The organism is Ectopseudomonas oleovorans, from assembly GCF_029845265.1.
Lineage (GTDB): Bacteria > Pseudomonadota > Gammaproteobacteria > Pseudomonadales > Pseudomonadaceae > Aquipseudomonas > Aquipseudomonas oleovorans.
In genome coordinates, this window is the sequence record NZ_JAOCLK010000007.1 from 65,942 (window position 1) to 84,753 (window position 18,812).

Sequence of the window (18,812 nt, forward strand, 5' to 3'; positions counted from 1 at the left end):
TGCGCGCTGACGTCCCTGTAACACGTCAGATAAACAGAAAAGAAAACGGCCAATTAGGGTCAATGAGGGAAAAAAGCAATGAAGGTTAAAGATTTTGCTCGTCTTGGACTGAATGCCCAACCGGCTGTTGATGGCCGTATCTTTGTTGATCCGAATACGGCTCAGATTTTCGACCTGTCGAAAGTCCGCTTATTGCGCTGTGGCGTTGATACCGTCCGCCAACTCTATCGCGGTTTGATCCGCCCCGAAATCATGTGCTTGTTCGACAAGCCAGGCACCATCGTCGACTTCGCTGGCCAGCGTTGGCACTCGGGTCGCGTCAGCAAGGATTCCGGGTACCAGTACAAGCTGCAGAATGCGGACCTGGGTATCATTCTGCTGGTGAAGAACTTCAACGCCAAAATCGAGAATATCGGCCCCCATCTGAAAATCGAGGTGTCTCCGCATGCCATCGACCAGTTCTGCCCCGAACGCCTACAGGAACGCCTGGACTACTACGCCGACCACGTGCTGACCAACGTCGACCGCAACCAGTGCGCGGTTCACCTCGCGCTAGACCTGCAAGGTTGGACGCCCCCTTCTGATCTGGTCGCCCGTATGCATTGCCGCGCACGCGCCGCCCGCGACATTTCCGGCATTAAGGAAATTACCTGGGCAACGAAAAGCAGCGTCTACGGGCGTGGCGAAACCTCCATGTTTGGCTCGGCCAACGGCGTGCAACTCGCCATCTATAACAAGACCGAGCAGGCCCGCTCCATCGACAAGCTCGACTATTGGGAAAACGTCTGGAAGCGTCGTGACAGCTTCGACGAAGCCGACCCGCACAACTACAACCCCGAACAAGACGTGTGGCGCGTAGAGCTGCGTTATCACCACTCGGTTATCCAGCAATTCGCTTCCGGCTCGTTCGATCTCCAGACCAATAAGATCATCGAAACCAACAGCTATGCCGCATTCGCACCGCACCTAGACGGCCTGTGGCGCTACGGCCTGCGCCAGTTCAAGTTGCTGGCTCGCCCTGGCTACTTTGAGCCCATCTGGACGCTGATCCGTGACGATGTGCGCGTTGATCTGCCGGTGGATTCCCTGGTGGATGACACCGAGTACAAGCGCCAATACAAGACCTCGCGGGGCTTTTCCGGCAAGAACGTCGAGTTATTCCTGGGAAACTTCGTCAGCCTGCTGGCACGGGAGCGAGTGGGCGCTAGGCGAGCATTTCACCGGCTCAAGGATTGGGAGTGCTGGCCGGTGATCCGCGATCATTATGCCTCTAAAGGCATGGATGAAGACGGCCTATATAAGCATATCAAGGGCATCCTTGAAGAACGGCATGTGCGTTGGGGGCGTGCTGTCTGATGGCTATCGAACAACTGCCTGACGGCCGCTGGAAAGTCGATGTTGAGCCGCTCAAGGGGAAGCGCTTTCGTAAGACGCTCAAGACCAAAGCCGAAGCCCTGCGATTTGAGGCCAAGTGCCGAACCGAATGCATTCAGCCTCGCGATTGGAACCCTAAGCCAAAGGACAATCGCCGGCTAAGCGAAGTCATTCAGCGCTGGTATGACCTGCATGGCCATGCCATTACCAGCGGTCAGCGTCGCACAAACGCTCTCAAACTCATGGCCAAGCGCCTGGGTGATCCCATAGCCCGCAAGCTCAACGGTTCGGCGGTTGTAGACCTTCGGCGTCGTGAATTAGAGGGCGGCGCTAAGCCTAAGTCGATCAACAACCGGCTGTCCTACCTCAAGACGGTTTTCAACGAACTGTACCGCTTGGGCGATATCGACTATTCCAGCCCGCTGGCCAAGCTCAAGCCCCTCAAGTTTCAGGAGACGCAGCTATCGTATCTGTCGATAAATCAGATCCCGCAACTGATCGAAGCTCTCGATAAAAGCCGGTCGCATAGCGTCCGCCTTGTTGCTGAGCTATGTCTGGCCACGGGTGCCAGATGGTCAGAGGCTGAAGGTCTTCGGCCTGAGCTTGTCAGGAACGATACCGTGACATTCGTCAACACAAAGTCGAAGCGTGTTCGCACGGTGCCGATTAGCTCTGACCTGGCCAAGCGCCTGACTGTGCATTTCGAGGAACGTAACCGCTTTACCAGCTGCATGCGTGCCTTCCGCATTGCGCTGAAGGCCAGTGGCATCAAGTTGCCAAGGGGCCAGGCCAGTCATGTGCTTCGGCACACCTTCGCCAGTCATTTCATCATGAACGGCGGTGGCATCCTGGCGTTGAAAGAGATTCTAGGTCACTCGTCGTTGACCATGACCATGCGCTATGCACACCTTTCGCCCTCGCACCTGCGCGACGCGGTTCGCTTCAATCCGCTGGATGGTTTCGACACTTCTTCGACACCAGTCAAGCGAACCAAAAAGAAAACCCTTAAAAATCAGTCGCTTGAAGGCGATTCACCGTAAAGACCTGAAAGTTTATACAAATCATGGGCATGGCGCAGCAGAACCATGATCACCGCTGCTACCGGCAAGGCCAACAGCACGCCGGTGAAGCCAAACAGCTGGCCGCCAGCGAGGATGGCGAAGATCACCGCGACCGGGTGCAGACCGATGCGATCGCCCACCAACATGGGCGTCAGCACCATGCCCTCGAGCATCTGGCCGATCATGAACACCACAGCGATGCCGATCAGGGGATAGGGTTCGAGGCCGAACTGGAACAGCGCGGCGGTCAACGCCGCACCGATGCCGACGATAAAGCCCATATAGGGCACGATGCTCGCCAACCCCGCCAGCACGCCAATCAGCAATCCCAGCTCCAGCCCCACCAGCATCAGGCCCGAGGCATAAATGATGCTCAGCGCCAGCATCACCAGTAGCTGGCCACGCAGGAAGGCGCCGAGCACCTCATGGCATTCGCCTGCCAGCTTGACCACCAACCCCTCGCGTTGACGCGGCAGCAGGCGCCGCACCTGCTCGACCAGCACATCCCAGTCGCGCATCAGGTAGAAGCTCACCACCGGAATCAGCAGCAGATTACCCAGCCAGGCCAGCAGCGCCAGGCCCGAAGAGGTCGCCTGAGCCAGCACCGCCTTGAGCACATCGGTGGTCTTGCCGATGTTGTCGGCGAACACCTGCTTGAGCTGGTCGACCTGCAACAGGTCGTCCTGCAAGCCCAGGTGCGATTGCGACCAGGGCAGTGCCGTGCCCTGCAGCCAGTCGATCATCTCCGGCGCCAGTTGATACAAACGCACCAGTTGCCGTCCCAGCATGGGCACCAGCACCAATACGAGTATCAGCAGCGCCAGCGCAAACAGGGTGAACACCACCACCACGCCAGCGGTACGCGACAGGCGATGCCGCTCGAGGCGGTCGACCAGCGGATCGCCCAGGTAGGCCAACAGGATGCCGATCAGGAAGGGGGAAAGAATCGGGTGCAGCAGGTAAAGCAACCAGCCGAGCAGAAACAGCCCAGCCATCCATAGCCAGCGGGTGGAATCGGTCATGCTCGCGTCCTCGATGCGCAACGGCGCCAGAAGGGCGCCGCGTAACTGGGCGGTGATTTATCCGCCGGCAAGCTTACCAGCGAAAACGCAGCTGATCGGTGCGCGGCTTCACCTGCGGCGCCTCGGTTGCCCCCTCCTGGGGATTCTCCGGCGGTGCAGCAGCATCGAGCGGCTCGCTGACTTCCTGCAGTTGCCCCAACGCCAGTTGCGCGCGCAGTTGCTCCGGGCTGGCACTGACCTGATAGACCAGGCGCTGGCCGTCGATCTCCTGCAAGCGCGCGGCGAAGGGTTCGAGCAAGCGCTCCAGCGCCGCGAAACGGCCCAGGTCAGCACCTTCGATAACCAGCGTCAGGCTGTGCGCCGCGCCAGGCTTGACGACGAACCGCGGCGCCAGGCGCTCGGCCACGGCCAGCAGCACTGCATCGGCCAGCGCAGCCTGATCGGCGCCCTCAGCCTTGCCCTGTTCACGCTCGTCGCCCAGCCACAGGCGCCAGGTCGCCTGCCAACTGCCGCCGCTTTCGGTCGCCTGCACGGCCAGCAAGGCATCGGCGCCATAACGCTCGGAGGCCTCACGTAGCGCCTGTGGATCGTTGGCCAGCAGCACATCGGCATTGCCCAGTGCCTGCTCGCTCAAATCAGCCAGAGGCAAACGCAGCGGCAGGCCGCGGTGCTGAGCCGCCTCGCGCAGCAGCGCCGACGCACTCTGACTCTCGCCGACCAGCTGGCTGCCTTCTGGCGCTTCGTTGAGCCACCAGGTCAGGATCACCGGTCGATTGGCGCCCCACAGGGCCAGGCCAGCCTGGCGCAGCTGTTGATCCGTGCTGACCGGATCGAATTCGACCAGCAACGCATCGCCCTCGAAACCAAACTGGCTGACGATCTGTTGCGGATCCTTGCGCAGGCCTTCCAAGCCAGCGCTCTGCAGCGCCTTGGCATCACCGGTCAAGCGCAGCACCAGGGTCTGCAGGGCCTTCTGCATGGCCGCGTCGCGGCTTTCCGGCTGTTGATCCGCCACAGGCTCACGCACCTGGTACAGACCGGCAACCGGCGCGGCCAATGCCGGCAGGCTCAGAAGCGACAGACAGACGAACAGCAGGCGGATGGGCAAACGCATCGGGGGACTCTCGCAAGGGATGGCCGTACGGCGGGCGGGCACAAAGGCCTATACCTTAAACAGCCGCTCAAGCCCCGGCAACCAGAGCCAGCGCCTGCGACGAAGCGCATGCACGCGAGTGGCCGCTACCGGGCAAGCCTGATAAAATCGCGCGCCTTCGCCAGCCGGTACGCGCGCCAGGTTCCCTGAATGAGCCTGCGCCACGTCGGCGCCTACACGAACTCCCCATTCAAAGGCCCGGATCTATGAGCAAGCAACCCTCCATCAGCTACAAGGACGCAGGCGTCGACATCGATGCCGGTGAAGCCCTGGTCGAACGCATCAAAGGCGTCGCCAAGCGCACTGCGCGTCCGGAAGTCATGGGTGGCCTGGGCGGCTTCGGCGCCCTGTGCGAGATCCCGGCCGGCTACAAGCAACCCGTACTGGTGTCCGGCACCGACGGCGTCGGCACCAAACTGCGCCTGGCACTGAACCTGAACAAGCACGACAGCATCGGCCAGGACCTGGTCGCCATGTGCGTCAACGACCTGGTGGTGTGCGGCGCCGAGCCGCTGTTCTTCCTCGACTACTACGCTACCGGCAAGCTCAACGTCGACGTCGCCGCCACCGTGGTCACCGGCATTGGCGCCGGTTGCGAGTTGGCTGGCTGCTCCCTGGTCGGTGGTGAAACCGCGGAAATGCCGGGCATGTACGAAGGCGAAGACTACGACCTGGCCGGCTTCTGCGTTGGCGTGGTGGAAAAGAGCGAAATCATCGACGGCTCCAAGGTCATCACTGGCGACGCGCTGATCGCACTGCCCTCCTCCGGCCCGCACTCCAACGGCTACTCGCTGATCCGCAAGATCATCGAAGTCTCCGGCGCCGACATCAAGCAGGTGCAACTGGATGGCAAGGCCCTGGCCGACCTGCTGATGGCGCCGACCCGTATCTACGTCAAGCCGCTGCTCAAGCTGATCAAGGACACCGGTGCGGTCAAGGCCATGGCCCACATCACCGGCGGCGGCCTGCTGGACAACATCCCGCGTGTGCTGCCGCAAGGCGCCCAGGCGGTGATCGACGTGGCCAGCTGGAATCGTCCGGCGGTGTTCGACTGGCTGCAGGAACAAGGCAACGTCGACGAACATGAAATGCACCGCGTGCTGAACTGCGGCGTCGGCATGGTCATCTGCGTCGCTCAGGATCAGGTCGAAACCGCCCTGGCCAGCCTGCGCTCCAGCGGCGAGCAACCCTGGGTCATCGGCCAGATCACCGAAGCGGCAGAAGGTGCAGCCCAGGTGCAGCTGAACAACCTGAAAGCCCACTGATGCCCTGCAATGTCGTCGTCCTGATCTCCGGGTCAGGCAGCAATCTGCAAGCGCTGATCGACAGCGTCGCCCACGACGGCAATCCGGCCCGCATCGCCGCGGTTATCTGCAACCGCGCCGGTGCCCACGGCCTGGAGCGGGCGAAACAGGCCGGGATCGCCACCGAACTGCTTGATCACAAGCAGTTCGACGGCCGCGAAGCCTTCGATGCCGCCCTGATCCAGGCCATAGATGCCCACCAGCCTGACCTGGTGGTGCTGGCCGGTTTCATGCGCATCCTCACGCCTGGCTTCGTTCAGCACTATGCAGGCCGCCTGCTCAATATCCACCCGTCACTGCTGCCCAAGCACAAAGGCCTGCACACTCATCAACGAGCTATCGAAGCCGGCGACAGCGAACACGGCTGCAGCGTGCACTTCGTCACCGAGGAACTCGATGGTGGCCCTCTGGTCGTACAAGCTGTATTGCCAGTCATGGCAGACGACACGGCCGAAAGCCTTGCGCGCCGCGTGCATCAGCAGGAACACCAGATCTATCCTCTGGCGGTGCGCTGGTTTGCCGAAGGCCGCTTGCGTCTTGGCGCTCAAGGCGCAATGCTGGATGGCCAGCCGCTGCCCGCCAGCGGCCACCTGATTCGAACCTAGGAGACTCTATGCGTCGCGCCCTGCTGTTCGCCCTGACACTGTTCAGCCTGCCCGCCCTTGCCGAGGATCTGCAGCCTTTCTCCGCCAGCTACACGGCGGACTGGAAGCAACTGCCGGTCAGCGGCAGCGCCGAACGCAGCCTCAAGCGTGAGGACGACGGCCGCTGGACCCTCAACTTCGAAGCCTCGATGCTGGTTGCCAGCCTTACCGAAGAAAGCACCTTCCGCGTCGACAACGGCGCCCTGCTGCCCTTGACCTACCGCCTCAACCGCAGCGGCCTGGGTAAAGGCAAGAAGGTCGAGCAGGACTTCGACTGGGAGCAGAAACAAGTCATCGGCAATGACCGTGGCGATGCCGTACGCCTCCCGCTCAATCGCGGCCTGCTGGACAAGTCGACCTACCAGGTCGCCCTGCAGCAGGACGTCGCGGCGGGCAAAAAGAGCGTGAGTTACCAGGTGGTCGACGGTGACGAAATCGAAACCTATGACTTCCGTGTACTGGGCGAAGAAGTGGTACGCACCAAGGCTGGCCTGATCGATGCGATCAAGGTCGAGCGCGTGCGTGACCCCACACAAAGCACCCGCAAGACCGTGCTGTGGTTCGCCAAGGACTGGGGCCACCTGCTGGTACGCCTGCATCAGGTGGAAACCGACGGCAAGGAATACCAGATCATGCTCAAGGACGGCACCGTCGCCGGCAAGCCGGTGGAAGGTCGTCGCGACTGATCTGCAACCAAATAAAAAACCGGGCCATTGCCAAGGTGTTGGCTTAATCTGTTGATGCAGATCGCTAACGCCATGATCTGAAAGACAAAAAACAAAAATCCCCAGCAGAAAATATCTCCGCTGGTTTTTTGCTTCTAGGGCCCGTAACCACTAGAGGCTGTTGCCGTTTTTCTCTAACCAGTTGATATATAAGAGAAAACTCGCATCGTTGAAGCTCTAGTCCAACATCGATACGAGTTTACAATGCCCCGATTATTGCTCAGTGATGAGCATTGGTCGAAGCTGCGGGAAATTCTGCTGCGCAAGGCCATCTACCACAAGCGTGATCTACGAATGACCGTGGAGGGCATGCTGTAGCATGTGCACGGGATGCCCCTGGAGAGATCTACCCGAAGCGTTCGGGAACTGGAATAAGGTCTATAAACGCTTCAATGCGTGGTTCGCAACTGGAAAAACGATGAGGCCATAGGAAAAAGTCGAGCTGACAATACCAGCAAGATTCACCTGGCAGTTGATGCTCATGGACTACCCATCGAGTTTGAAATTACGGGGGGCAAATCAATGATTGCACCCAGGCTCCCGCATTGATTGCCAAGCTCCCGGAGGCAGAAACCATTGTCGCGGACAAGGGCTATGACAGCGAGAGAGTTCGGCAGCAGGTTGAGCAACAAGGGGCCAAGGCCGTGATCCCGAGAAAGCGTAACTCCGTGAAAGGCAATGCGGATCTGGACAGAGGTCTTTACCGCAACCGGCACTTGGTGGAGAACGCCTTCGCCCGGCTAAAGCACTACCGGGCAGTGGCATCTCGGCTCGACAAACTCAAGAGAAATTACGAAAGCAACGGTCGCGGTAGGGACGGCAGTTACCTGCCGCCCCCCGCACAGATCCGTACGTGCGGAACTACCGCATACGGCTCCTGCCTCAGGTTCGTGACGCGAAGCGTTCCTCCGGATAGGGATGTGCAGTTCTGGGCTTCGGTATGTAGATGTCTGCGAGACGACCAAAGCGTGACCTCTGGAGCCGGTTACGCTGGCTGCGCCGCTTGAGAGCTTGCCGCCAGAGGCGGCAGACCGCCGAACGAAAACCACCAAGACGTATCAGGTTTCCCGGCACCGCGTGGTAATTGAGTAACCGCTCCATAAACCCCGTCCTGGCGGACGGTTTTTTCAGGAAGCAGAGGCAGAAGCTGGCGAGCAGTTCCACGGCAGCAGCGCTTCGTAATCCTCGACGCGACTGGCCGCTGGCAGGCGTTCAAGGATGTGGCGCAACCAGGCGTAAGGCTCTTGCCCGTTGGCTTTGGCAGTTTCGATCAGGCTGTAGATCTGCGCGCTGGCGGTAGCGCCTTTCGGCGTGTCGCTGAACAGCCAGTTCTTGCGGCCGATGACGAAGGGACGGATGGCGTTCTCGGCGCGGTTGTTGTCGATCGGTAGATGCCCGCCTTCGATGTAGCGCACCAGCCTGCTCCAGTTGCTGGCCAAGTAGTTTACCGCCTTGCCCAGGGCCGTCTGCCCAGCGACCTGCGGCTGGGTTTTGTCCAGCCAGGCCTTGAGTTGGTCGATCAGGGGCTGGCTGCGTTGCTGGCGGACGTCGAGGCGTTCGCTATGGTCAGCGTCCTTCAGGTCACGCCACAGGTCGATACCGTCGAGCAGCCAGTTCAGTTCGTCGACCGTCAGCTCGATGGCCTCGTCACCGGCATCGGGTTTGGTCTTGAAACGCTCGGCTTCCAGACGCTTGAGCCACAGGCAGAAGCCATTGCGCTCCCAGTAGAGAATCTTGACCTGGCTGCGTGTGCGATTGAGGAACACGAACAGCACCGGGTTGAACACCTCCACCTTGATGTCCAGCTCGACCAGCGCGGCCAGTCCGTTGATGGATTTGCGGAAGTCGACGGGCTTTGGGTAGAGATAGACCTTCTGCACTTTGGCGTCGGGACGCATCATGACGGAACTCCACGGGAAAATAGGGAGCCCAGCATCCGGGATACGGAGAGGTCAGTTAAAGATGGGGTCTATGGAGCGCATACCAAGTATCGGGCTTTGGCGATTATGGCCACCTCACCCCGCTGCGCCGCCTCATCCGCTTCCTGTTCGTCAGGCCAGCATTTTGCCTCGGGCTTCCTTCAGGTTCGCAGTCACCCGCGACACCCTTGCCTCTGGCTAACGCTTCCCCTTGCCGGGTGTGTAGAGGACTTTCACCTCCAAGTCGCCAGGCTCACCACCACAGTGAACCCGACAGCGCCAGTCACGGCGCTACGCGCCATGCCTGGCGCACCATAAAAACCCGGCCGGAGCCGGGTTCATAATCGAAGCGAAACCTCACTGGAACAAGGCGTCGCTGGACAAGCCGTTCTTCTCCAGGATTTCCCGCAGACGCTTGAGCGCCTCAACCTGAATCTGCCGCACCCGCTCGCGGGTCAGACCGATCTCCTGCCCCACTTCTTCAAGGGTACAGCTTTCATGGCCGCGCAGACCGAAGCGGCGCACAACGACTTCCCGCTGTTTGTCGGTCAGGTCGGAGAGCCACTGATCGATGCTCTGCGACAGATCATCGTCCTGCAACAGCTCGCAGGGATCGGTCGGACGATCATCGGTCAGGGTGTCGAGCAGCGTCTTGTCCGAATCCGGACCGAGCGAGACGTCCACCGAGGACACTCGTTCGTTGAGGCCGAGCATGCGCTTGACCTCGCCCACTGGTTTTTCCAGCAGGTTGGCAATTTCTTCCGCAGAAGGCTCGTGGTCGAGCTTCTGGGTCAGTTCACGAGCCGCACGCAGGTAGACGTTGAGCTCCTTGACCACATGAATCGGCAAACGGATGGTTCGCGTCTGGTTCATGATGGCGCGTTCGATGGTCTGGCGGATCCACCAGGTTGCATAGGTCGAGAAACGGAACCCCCGCTCCGGATCGAATTTTTCCACGGCGCGAATCAAGCCGAGGTTGCCCTCCTCGATCAGATCGAGCAGAGAGAGACCACGGTTGACGTAACGCCGAGCGATCTTCACGACCAGGCGCAGGTTGCTCTCGATCATGCGTTTGCGCCCGGCAGGATCACCCTTCTGCGCCAGACGCGCGAAGTGCACTTCCTCTTCGGGAGTAAGCAAGGGAGAGAAACCGATTTCGTTGAGGTAAAGCTGAGTGGCGTCTAGCGCCCGGGTGTAGTCGATGTATTTGTGCTGCTTGGAGGGGGTGGCGTTCTTGGCCTTGGTACGTGCGACCGGTGCTTCCACCTCATCGCCCTGAACCTCGCCGAAAACGATGCCTGGCTCCATGAGGAGCAGTTCATCGTCGACGTCAAACTCCGGCGCTTCTTTTTTGATGAGAGCCATTGTTGTTGTCCCTAGCTGAGTTCGACAACAGACTCTGGCGGAACCGTCCTGGCCACACCTGAGCCCGTCCCTCTTACGTGATGGAACGGGTCAGCGACGGATCAACGACGTGGCAGATATTGCAGCGGATCGACAGGTTTACCTTGGCGGCGAATCTCGAAGTGCAGCTTCACCCGGTCGGCTCCTGTGGACCCCATTTCGGCAATACTTTGCCCGGCTTTGACCTGCTGCCCCTCCCGTACCAACAACCTGCGGTTATGACCGTAAGCACTTACGTAGGTATCGCTGTGTTTGATAATGATCAACTCGCCGTAGCCCCGCAAACCACTCCCGGCGTACACCACTGATCCATCAGACGCAGCTAAAACAGGCTGGCCTAATTGCCCTGCGATATCAATGCCTTTATTCAAACTACCGTTTGAGGAAAAACGACTGATTACTGTGCCCTCGGTTGGCCAGGACCAACCACTGGCCGAGCGACTCACTGGTGTTACTGGCGTAGTCGCTGGCGTGTTGGCTACCGGCGGGCGGGCGGGCTGAGTTGCAGGCGGTGCAGTCACGGCAACCGGCGGACGACTGGGCACTGGCTGAGTGACAACGGGCGAGGTGGCCGCAGGCGGTGCCGAAACGACCTGCTGACTGCTGCCCACCGGGCGGTTGTCGAAACGGATCGTCTGACCCACGCGGATCAGATAGGGATCGCGCAAACCGTTATGAGCAGCGAGTGCCTTCCAATCCCAGCCGAAACGAAAGGCGATCGAATAGAGGGTATCGCCACGCTGCACCACATAGTGGCCATCACGTACGGGCTGACGCTGAACCACCGGGGCACGCCCCTGGTTCTGGCCACGGTCGACCACCTGTACGCCACCCGGTGGCGAACTGACGCAACCGGCCAACGCGGAGGCGGCAAGCATGGCGAGCGGCAGGCGAAACGCTGCAACTGCGCGGACTAGCACGTGAAGGACGGTGAAACTCACCCAACTGCTCCCTGAATGATTCCGAGTACGGCGCCCATTGTGCCGTATTTATTCGGTGCGACCAGTATCGAGCACCTGACGACCAGCCAGCCACTCCAGGCCAAGCACCAAGGCGATACCGCCGATTGCCAATACCACGGCAAGCAAGAGCTGTGGGTCCTGGCCACTGATTTCTGCAAAATGCCCCGGTAGCAGATTGCTCTGCAGCAGCGGCACCTGCTCACCTTTACTGTCGATACGCCAGCTCAGGGTCTCCTTCCAGGGCCAGACCTTGTTCAGCGAACCCAGCATCAGGCCGACCAGAAACGCCAGACTGAGGTCACGCCAACGTGACAGCAGCCAACTGAGCAGACGCGCGAAACTGAGAATGCCAACCAGGCAGCCGCTGGCGAACACCGCCATAACCAGCAGATCGAGGTCCTTGACCGCCCCCAGCACCACCGAGTAAAGCCCGAGTAGAAGCAGGATGAAGCTGCCCGAGATACCCGGCAGAATCATCGCGCAGATGGCGATGGCACCGGCCAGGAACAGGGTTGGCAGATCACTGCCCCACTGCATCGGAGCGGCAACGGTGATCCAGTAGGCGAAAGCCAGGCCAAGCAGAAAACTCACCGCCCGGCTCCAGTTCCAGCGAATGATCTCTCGCCCGACCATATAGGTAGACACCAGAATCAGGCCGAAGAAGAACGACCATACCGGAATCGGATGGTACTCAAGCAGATAGGTGATCAGCCGCGCGAGTGTGAGAATGCTGGTCAGGATGCCGCACAGCAGCACCAGCAGGAACGTCGCGTTGGCCATCTGCCAGGCATCCTTGATGCGGCCCCGCAGCAGCAGCAGGAACGCTTCGGGAATACTGGCGATGGAGCGCAGCAGCTCGTCATAGATGCCACTGATAAAAGCGATGGTGCCGCCGGAAACGCCGGGCACGACATCTGCAGCGCCCATCGCCAAGCCCTTGGCATAGAGCAGAAAATATTTCTTCATGGATCCTTCCGCTGCGAAAAAGCGATCAAGCCAGCGGCCCGTTGAGTAGCGGCACGAAGCGCACCGCATCGAGCACGTGACGGGAAAAACCACCCTCTTCACGCACGATCAGCAGCAGTTGCTGCACATCGCCACTGCCGACCGGAATGACCAGACGTCCGCCTGGAGCCAGTTGATCGAGCAAGGCCTGCGGCACTTGCGCGGCGGCGGCGGTGACAATGATGCCGTTGTACGGACCGAGCGCGTTCCAACCTTCCCAGCCATCCCCCCAGCGAAAGACCACGTTGCGCAGCTTGAGTTCGGCCAAACGCTCCTTGGCGCGATCCTGCAGCACCTGAATACGCTCGACCGAAAACACTCGCTCGACCAATTGCGCCAGCACGGCGGTCTGGTAACCAGAACCGGTACCGATTTCCAGCACCTTGTCCAGCGGGCCCGCGGCCAACAACAGCTCGGTCATGCGCCCAACCATATAAGGCTGGGAAATGGTCTGGTTATGGCCGATGGGCAGCGCGGTGTCTTCATAGGCGCGGTGCGCCAGGGCTTCGTCGACGAACAGATGGCGCGGCGTACGGCGGATCACTTCCAGTACCCGCGCGTTGGACAGCCCTTCCTCATAGAGACGCTGGATCAATCGTTCGCGGGTGCGCTGCGAGGTCATGCCGATCCCGCTGCGCTGCATCTCGTCCTGTCCGCGCATCAGAAGATGCCCTCCAGCCAGCCATCCATAGTTTCAAGGGCCTCATTGAACGTGCGGTCGAGCCGTAGCGGCGTGATCGATACATAACCTTGCATCACGGCATGAAAATCGGTGCCCTGACTGCCATCCTCGACATCACCGGCGGCGGCAATCCAGTAACCTTCCTTGCCACGCGGGTTGACCACCTTGACCGGCGCCGCCGCACGCGCGCGATGACCGAGTCGGGTCAGCTGCACACCACGGATATGTTCCAGCGGCAGGTTCGGCACGTTGACGTTGAGTACGGTACGCGGCGGCAGTTCAAGGCGCTCATGCGCCTCCACCAGCTTGCGGGCGAAGTAGGCCGCAGTCGGCAGATTGTCGGGCAGGCGCGACAACAGCGAAAAGGCGAACGCCGGCTTGCTCAGGAAACGTCCTTCGAGCGCGGCGGCGACGGTACCGGAATAGAGCACGTCATCGCCCAGGTTGGCGCCCAGGTTGATGCCGGAGACGACCATATCCGGCGTCTGCTCGAGCAGACCATTGAGCCCCAGGTGCACGCAATCGGTCGGCGTGCCATTGAGGCTGATGTAGCCATTGGCCAGGGCCATGGGATGTAGCGGACGGTCGAGCGTCAGCGCACTGCTGGCACCGCTCCTGTCTTCGCCAGGGGCGATCACCACGCACTCGGCATAGTCGGCCAGCGCTTGGTGCAACGCAGCGATACCGGGCGCGTTCACCCCGTCGTCGTTGGAAATCAGAATTCGCATGGAGTATCCGTCTGCCCTGCTGGCACCAGATCGAGCAATTCGCGCACCACCACGGTGGCGAAACACCCGGCCGGCAGGACGAATGCAAGTTGCAGAATATCGGGTTCGGGATAATGCCATGACAGGCCGCCGATGGGGAGGCGCAGAATTCGCCGTTCGTGCGCCATGTCCGCCTTGATCAGCCATTGCACCAGTTGCGCAGCCTCATCGGCTACTTCCTGCTCCAGCTGCCGGGTCACACCAGCGCTCGGCAAAGGCCCGTCGCCCCACAGCGGCCCGGTCGGATGCAGGTCAAGAATGGCCAGGCGCGGGTCAATGCACTCAGTCTCGCCAGCCATGAAGAAACTGCGACTGGCAGTGAAGGCCAGCAAGTCACCGATCTGTGCCTGGTTCCAGGTGCCTGCCGCCACGCGCTTGGCCAGCACCTGATTGAACAAATAGCTGCGCGCCGAAGAGAGCAGGCGCGAGCGCAGGTTGCGCTGCACCGGCAACTCCAGGCGCGCGGCAAAATCGCACGCCTGCAGCACGTTACCGCCATCGAAGCCGAAACGCTGCAAGCCGAAGTAATTGGGCACGCCTTGCTCGGCGATACGCTGCAGGCGCTGCTCCAGCGCATCGCGATCAGCTTCGAGGGCTGTCAGGCGCAAGGTGAAACCATTGGCGGTATGGGCGCCACGCTGCAATTTGCGGTTATGCCGCTGACTGCGCAGGATGACCAGATCATCACCCTGCGCGGTCGCCAGATCGGGATCGGCCTTGCCCGGCAGGTGCAGGCTGAACCACTGGCGAGTCAGCGCCTGACGATCCTTGAGTCCAGCGTAACTGACCGCCTTGAGCGGCAGGCCGGCAGCGCGGGCGATACGCCGAGCGGCCTCCTCGGTATTCAGGCCGCGTTTTTCAACCCATAGCCAGAGGTGCTCACCCTGCCCAGTGAGCGGGATGTCGAGCACCTCGTCGACCTGGAAGTCCTCGGCCGTGGCCTTGAGCACCGCGCGCCCACAGGCCTCGCCGTGGGCACGCGGCCCGAGCAGTTGCAACTCGTTCATGCCTTGACCAGCAGGGCCACGGCGTGCACCGCGATACCTTCCTCACGTCCGGTGAAACCCAGCTTCTCGGTGGTGGTGGCCTTGACGTTGACCTGATCCAGCTCGATGCCCAGATCCTCGGCAATGCGCTCGCGCATGCTCTGAATGTGCGGAGCCATCTTCGGCGCCTGGGCGATGATGGTGGCGTCGACGTTACCCACCGCGTAACCCTTGCCCCGCACCAGGCCCATCACATGGCGCAGCAGGGCGCGACTGTCGGCACCCTTGAAGGTCGGATCGGTATCGGGGAAGTGCTTGCCGATGTCGCCAAGCGCCACGGCGCCAAGCAGCGCATCACTCAGCGCGTGCAGCAGCACGTCACCGTCGGAGTGAGCAACAAGACCGAATTTATGGGGAATCCGTACGCCGCCGAGGGTGATGAAATCGCCTTCGCCGAAGCGGTGTACGTCATAGCCATGGCCGATACGCATAAAGAACAACGCCCTGAAAAAGTCAGGGCATGATTCTAACCGCATTGCCACGTAGCCTGGATGAAATCAGAGGAGCGAATTTCGCGGCTGCCATCCGGGCTACGACTACCGCAAAGCGGCAGCGTGATGACGCAGGTGATCGTCGATGAAGCTGGCGATGAAGTAGTAGCTGTGGTCATAGCCAGGCTGCATGCGCAGCGTCAGCGGATGAGCGGCCGCCTTGGCAGCAGCCTGCAGCACCTGCGGCTTGAGCTGGCCTTCGAGAAAATCGTCACGATCGCCCTGATCGACCAGGATCGGCAACTTCTCCTCGGCCTCGGCGATCAGCACGCTGGCATCCCACTCACGCCAGCGCGAACGCTCCTCACCCAGATAAAGGGAAAAGGCCTTCTCGCCCCATGGACAGTTCATCGGATTGCTGATCGGTGAGAACGCCGATACCGACTGGTAACGCCCCGGATTCTTCAACGCACAGATCAGCGCACCGTGACCGCCCATGGAATGGCCGGCGATGCCACGCTTGTCCGAGACGGGGAAATTGGCCTCGATCAGCGCCGGCAACTCCTGCACCACGTAGTCGTACATGCGGTAGTGCGACGCGAAGGGCTCCTGGGTGGCATTGACATAGAAGCCTGCACCAAGACCGAAGTCATAGGCGCCATTGGCGTCATCGGCCACCCCCTCGCCACGCGGGCTGGTGTCCGGCGCGATGATGATCAACCCCAGTTCGGCTGCCATCCGCTGAGCGCCAGCCTTCTGCATGAAGTTCTCGTCGGTGCAGGTCAACCCGCTCAGCCAGTACAGCACCGGCAGCTTGGCGCCCTGCTCGGCCTGCGGCGGCAGATAGACGGCGAACACCATGTCGCAGTTGAGGCTGCTGGAGCGATGGCGGTAGCGCTTGTGCCAGCCGCCGAAGCTCTTGTTGCTTGAAACGATTTCGAGGGTCATGAGCCGCTCCGTAGGGTGCGCCATGCGCACCAGGGATTAGCGGTGCGCGCAGCCTAGGAGGCCCCACGCACCCTACGAAAGAATCCGCACGACCATCAGCCGTGCGGCACGCCATCAGAAATGGATGACAGTACGAATGCTCTTGCCCTCGTGCATCAGCTCGAACGCTTCGTTGATCTGATCCAGCCCCATGTTGTGCGTGATGAAGGTATCCAGCGGGATTTCGCCTTTCTGCGATTTCTCGACATAGCTCGGCAGCTCGGTACGGCCCTTGACGCCACCGAAGGCACTACCGCGCCAGACGCGGCCGGTGACCAGTTGGAACGGACGAGTGCTGATCTCAGCACCGGCCGGCGCCACGCCGATGATGGTCGACTCGCCCCAGCCCTTGTGGCAGCACTCCAGTGCGGCACGCATCAGTTGCACGTTGCCGATGCACTCGAAGCTGTAGTCGACGCCGCCATCGGTCATTTCGACGATGACTTCCTGGATCGGCTTGCTGTGCTCTTTCGGATTGACGAAATCGGTCACGCCCAGCTCACGTGCCACGGCTTCCTTGGCCGGATTGATATCGATTCCGATGATGCGCGAAGCTTTGGCCATCTTGGCGCCGATGATCGCCGCCAGACCAATGCCACCCAAACCGAAGATGGCCACGGTGGAGCCCTCGGTCACCTTAGCGGTGTTGAGCACGGCGCCAATTCCGGTGGTCACGCCACAGCCAAGCAGGCAGATCTTCTCCAGCGGCGCCTCCTTGGGGATCTTGGCCAGGGAGACTTCCGGCAGCACGGTGTACTCGGAGAAGGTCGAGCAGCCCATGTAGTGATAGATCGGCTCGCCGTTGTAGGAGAAGCGGCTGGTACCGTCAGGCATCACACCCCTGCCCTGGGTGGCGCGCACCGAGCTGCACAGGTTGGTCTTGTTGGATTTGCAGAATTTGCACTCGCCGCACTCGGCGGTGTACAGCGGGATCACGTGGTCGCCGACCGCCAGCGAAGTGACGCCCTCGCCCACCGCCTCGACGATGCCACCACCTTCGTGACCGAGAATGCAGGGGAACACGCCCTCGCTGTCCTGGCCGGACAGGGTGTAGGCGTCGGTGTGGCAGACGCCGGTCGCGACGATGCGCACCAGCACCTCGCCGGCCTTGGGCGGCGCCACATCGACTTCGACGATTTTCAGGGGTTCATTCGGGGCGAAGGCGACGGCGGCACGAGACTTGATCATGACAGTTCTCTCAGGGGGGGAATGGACAGTGGCCGGCAGTCTAGTTCATGTCCAATACGAGATAATCAGCAGAAGAGCAAAACATTATTGCTGTACAGGGATAATATTCGGCCTCCTTACATCGCCCGCAAGCGGGCTCCTACAGGGGCAGCCGGATGCAATCGGCAGCACAGGAGAAGAAGCATCGATGAATCGCTGGGAAGGACTCGACGAATTCGTTGCCGTCGCCGAATGCGGGCAATTCAGTGCCGCCGCCGAGCGCCTGGGATTGTCCACCTCGCAGGTCAGTCGCCAGGTCGCACGCCTGGAAGAGCGCCTGCAGAGCCGTCTGTTCTACCGCAGCACCAGGCGGGTAGCCCTGACCGAGGCCGGCCAGTTGTTTCTGCAACACTGCCAGCGCCTGCAGGATGCCCGCGAAGAAGCGTTGCGTGCAGTCGGCGATCTTGGCGCCGAACCCAAAGGGCTGCTACGCATGACCTGCGCCGTGGCGTATGGCGAGCGCTTCATCGTGCCACTGGTCAATGACTTCATGGCGCGACATCCACAGTTACGCGTCGAGATAGAACTGTCTAACCGCCCTCTCGACCTGCTTCACGATGGCTTGGACCTGGCCATCCGCCTGGGGCGCCTGCAGGACTCACGACTCATGGCCGCACGCCTGGCCCCCCGCGAGATGTACCTGTGCGCGGCACCCGAGTATCTGCAGCGCTACGGGCGTCCGCACTCGTTATCAGAGCTAGCCCGACACAACTGCCTGGTTGGTAGCAGCGACCACTGGAACTTTGCCCAGAACGACCGTGAAACCCAGGTGCGCATACAGGGTAACTGGCGTTGCAATAGCGGCCAGGCCGTGCTCGACGCAGCGCTGCGCGGATTTGGACTGTGTCAGTTGCCGGACTATTACGTATTGGAACACCTGCGCAGCGGACGGCTGATCTCTCTGCTGGAGCAGCATCGCCCACCCAATACCGCAGTTTGGGCGCTTTACCCGCAGCAACGTCACCTTTCGCCCAAGGTACGCCAGTTGATCGACTCGCTGCGCCAGGGACTTGGCCAACGCGCCGAATACCTCGATCACTCCTGAGACTCTGTAACAACCTTGTCACCCAGCTGAACGGTCATGGAATGTCACAAGCCG

At 61.0% G+C, this 18,812-nt stretch carries 18 protein-coding genes and 1 pseudogene; 7 read left to right on the top strand and 12 right to left on the bottom strand.

Annotation, left to right across the window (positions count from 1 at the left end; genetic code table 11):
- Nucleotides 1-78: 78 nt before the first annotated feature.
- On the top strand, nt 79-1,356 hold the full coding sequence (locus tag N5J71_RS05520; protein ID WP_279916479.1) for a phage replication initiation factor: 1,278 nt from the start codon (nt 79-81) through the stop codon (nt 1,354-1,356).
- Nucleotides 1,356-2,414, top strand: a complete 1,059-nt coding sequence (locus tag N5J71_RS05525) for a phage integrase (protein ID WP_279916480.1) — start codon at nt 1,356-1,358, stop codon at nt 2,412-2,414. The genes N5J71_RS05520 and N5J71_RS05525 overlap by 1 nt, the downstream gene beginning before the upstream one ends.
- Here N5J71_RS05525 and N5J71_RS05530 read toward each other — a convergent pair.
- Both N5J71_RS05530 and N5J71_RS05535 read right to left on the bottom strand, forming a co-directional pair.
- Nucleotides 2,387-3,457, bottom strand: a complete 1,071-nt coding sequence (locus tag N5J71_RS05530; protein WP_279916481.1) for an AI-2E family transporter — start codon at nt 3,455-3,457, stop codon at nt 2,387-2,389. The genes N5J71_RS05525 and N5J71_RS05530 overlap by 28 nt on opposite strands.
- A 73-nt stretch (nt 3,458-3,530) precedes the next feature.
- The gene (locus N5J71_RS05535) at nt 3,531-4,571 is read right to left on the bottom strand and encodes a DUF2066 domain-containing protein (RefSeq protein ID WP_279916482.1); all 1,041 of its coding nucleotides are present in this window, start codon (nt 4,569-4,571) and stop codon (nt 3,531-3,533) included.
- Nucleotides 4,572-4,816: 245 nt separating this feature from the next.
- Between N5J71_RS05535 and purM the strand changes: the two genes are divergently transcribed.
- The 4 genes and pseudogenes from purM to N5J71_RS05555 all read left to right on the top strand — a co-directional run.
- A complete protein-coding gene (gene purM / locus N5J71_RS05540; RefSeq protein ID WP_003461545.1) occupies nt 4,817-5,875 on the top strand; it encodes a phosphoribosylformylglycinamidine cyclo-ligase in 1,059 nt (352 codons plus the stop codon).
- The gene (gene purN / locus N5J71_RS05545) at nt 5,875-6,519 is read left to right on the top strand and encodes a phosphoribosylglycinamide formyltransferase (protein WP_084342005.1); all 645 of its coding nucleotides are present in this window, start codon (nt 5,875-5,877) and stop codon (nt 6,517-6,519) included. The genes purM and purN overlap by 1 nt, the downstream gene beginning before the upstream one ends.
- A gap of 8 nt (nt 6,520-6,527) precedes the next feature.
- Nucleotides 6,528-7,244 carry a DUF3108 domain-containing protein gene (locus tag N5J71_RS05550; protein WP_084342004.1) on the top strand — a complete coding sequence of 239 codons (717 nt, stop codon included), beginning with the start codon at nt 6,528-6,530 and terminating at the stop codon, nt 7,242-7,244.
- A gap of 243 nt (nt 7,245-7,487) precedes the next feature.
- Nucleotides 7,488-8,083: pseudogene (locus tag N5J71_RS05555) on the top strand (IS5 family transposase); the annotation flags it as partial.
- Nucleotides 8,084-8,410: 327 nt separating this feature from the next.
- On the opposite strand, the gene tnpB reads toward N5J71_RS05555, so the two are convergent.
- From tnpB to N5J71_RS05605, 10 genes are all read right to left on the bottom strand, one after another.
- Entirely contained in the window at nt 8,411-9,184 is a 774-nt protein-coding gene (gene tnpB / locus N5J71_RS05560; RefSeq protein WP_341793963.1) for an IS66 family insertion sequence element accessory protein TnpB, read from the bottom strand.
- Between the two features lie 375 nt (nt 9,185-9,559).
- Nucleotides 9,560-10,567 carry an RNA polymerase sigma factor RpoS gene (gene rpoS, locus N5J71_RS05565; RefSeq protein ID WP_004424060.1) on the bottom strand — a complete coding sequence of 336 codons (1,008 nt, stop codon included), beginning with the start codon at nt 10,565-10,567 and terminating at the stop codon, nt 9,560-9,562.
- 101 nt (nt 10,568-10,668) lie between these two features.
- Nucleotides 10,669-11,547, bottom strand: a complete 879-nt coding sequence (locus N5J71_RS05570) for a peptidoglycan DD-metalloendopeptidase family protein (protein ID WP_004424059.1) — start codon at nt 11,545-11,547, stop codon at nt 10,669-10,671.
- A 48-nt stretch (nt 11,548-11,595) separates the two neighbouring features.
- Nucleotides 11,596-12,534 (bottom strand): polyprenyl-phosphate transporter, encoded by a 939-nt coding sequence (locus N5J71_RS05575; RefSeq protein WP_017674761.1) that lies wholly within the window; start codon nt 12,532-12,534, stop codon nt 11,596-11,598.
- Nucleotides 12,535-12,559: 25 nt separating this feature from the next.
- Nucleotides 12,560-13,234, bottom strand: a complete 675-nt coding sequence (locus N5J71_RS05580; RefSeq protein ID WP_017674762.1) for a protein-L-isoaspartate(D-aspartate) O-methyltransferase — start codon at nt 13,232-13,234, stop codon at nt 12,560-12,562.
- The gene (gene surE, locus N5J71_RS05585; RefSeq protein ID WP_004424054.1) at nt 13,234-13,983 is read right to left on the bottom strand and encodes a 5'/3'-nucleotidase SurE; all 750 of its coding nucleotides are present in this window, start codon (nt 13,981-13,983) and stop codon (nt 13,234-13,236) included. Before surE ends, N5J71_RS05580 begins: the two co-directional genes overlap by 1 nt.
- Nucleotides 13,971-15,029, bottom strand: a complete 1,059-nt coding sequence (gene truD / locus N5J71_RS05590) for a tRNA pseudouridine(13) synthase TruD (RefSeq protein ID WP_074855722.1) — start codon at nt 15,027-15,029, stop codon at nt 13,971-13,973. The genes surE and truD overlap by 13 nt, the downstream gene beginning before the upstream one ends.
- The gene (gene ispF / locus N5J71_RS05595; protein ID WP_004424049.1) at nt 15,026-15,499 is read right to left on the bottom strand and encodes a 2-C-methyl-D-erythritol 2,4-cyclodiphosphate synthase; all 474 of its coding nucleotides are present in this window, start codon (nt 15,497-15,499) and stop codon (nt 15,026-15,028) included. Before ispF ends, truD begins: the two co-directional genes overlap by 4 nt.
- A 105-nt stretch (nt 15,500-15,604) precedes the next feature.
- A complete protein-coding gene (fghA, locus tag N5J71_RS05600) occupies nt 15,605-16,447 on the bottom strand; it encodes an S-formylglutathione hydrolase (protein WP_004424047.1) in 843 nt (280 codons plus the stop codon).
- 114 nt (nt 16,448-16,561) lie between these two features.
- Complete coding sequence (locus N5J71_RS05605; RefSeq protein ID WP_279916483.1) at nt 16,562-17,674, bottom strand: S-(hydroxymethyl)glutathione dehydrogenase/class III alcohol dehydrogenase; 1,113 nt, start codon at nt 17,672-17,674, stop codon at nt 16,562-16,564.
- A 187-nt stretch (nt 17,675-17,861) separates the two neighbouring features.
- Here N5J71_RS05605 and N5J71_RS05610 point away from each other — a divergent pair, with 187 nt between their 5' ends.
- A complete protein-coding gene (locus tag N5J71_RS05610; RefSeq protein WP_004424045.1) occupies nt 17,862-18,758 on the top strand; it encodes a LysR family transcriptional regulator in 897 nt (298 codons plus the stop codon).
- Nucleotides 18,759-18,812 lie beyond the last annotated feature (54 nt).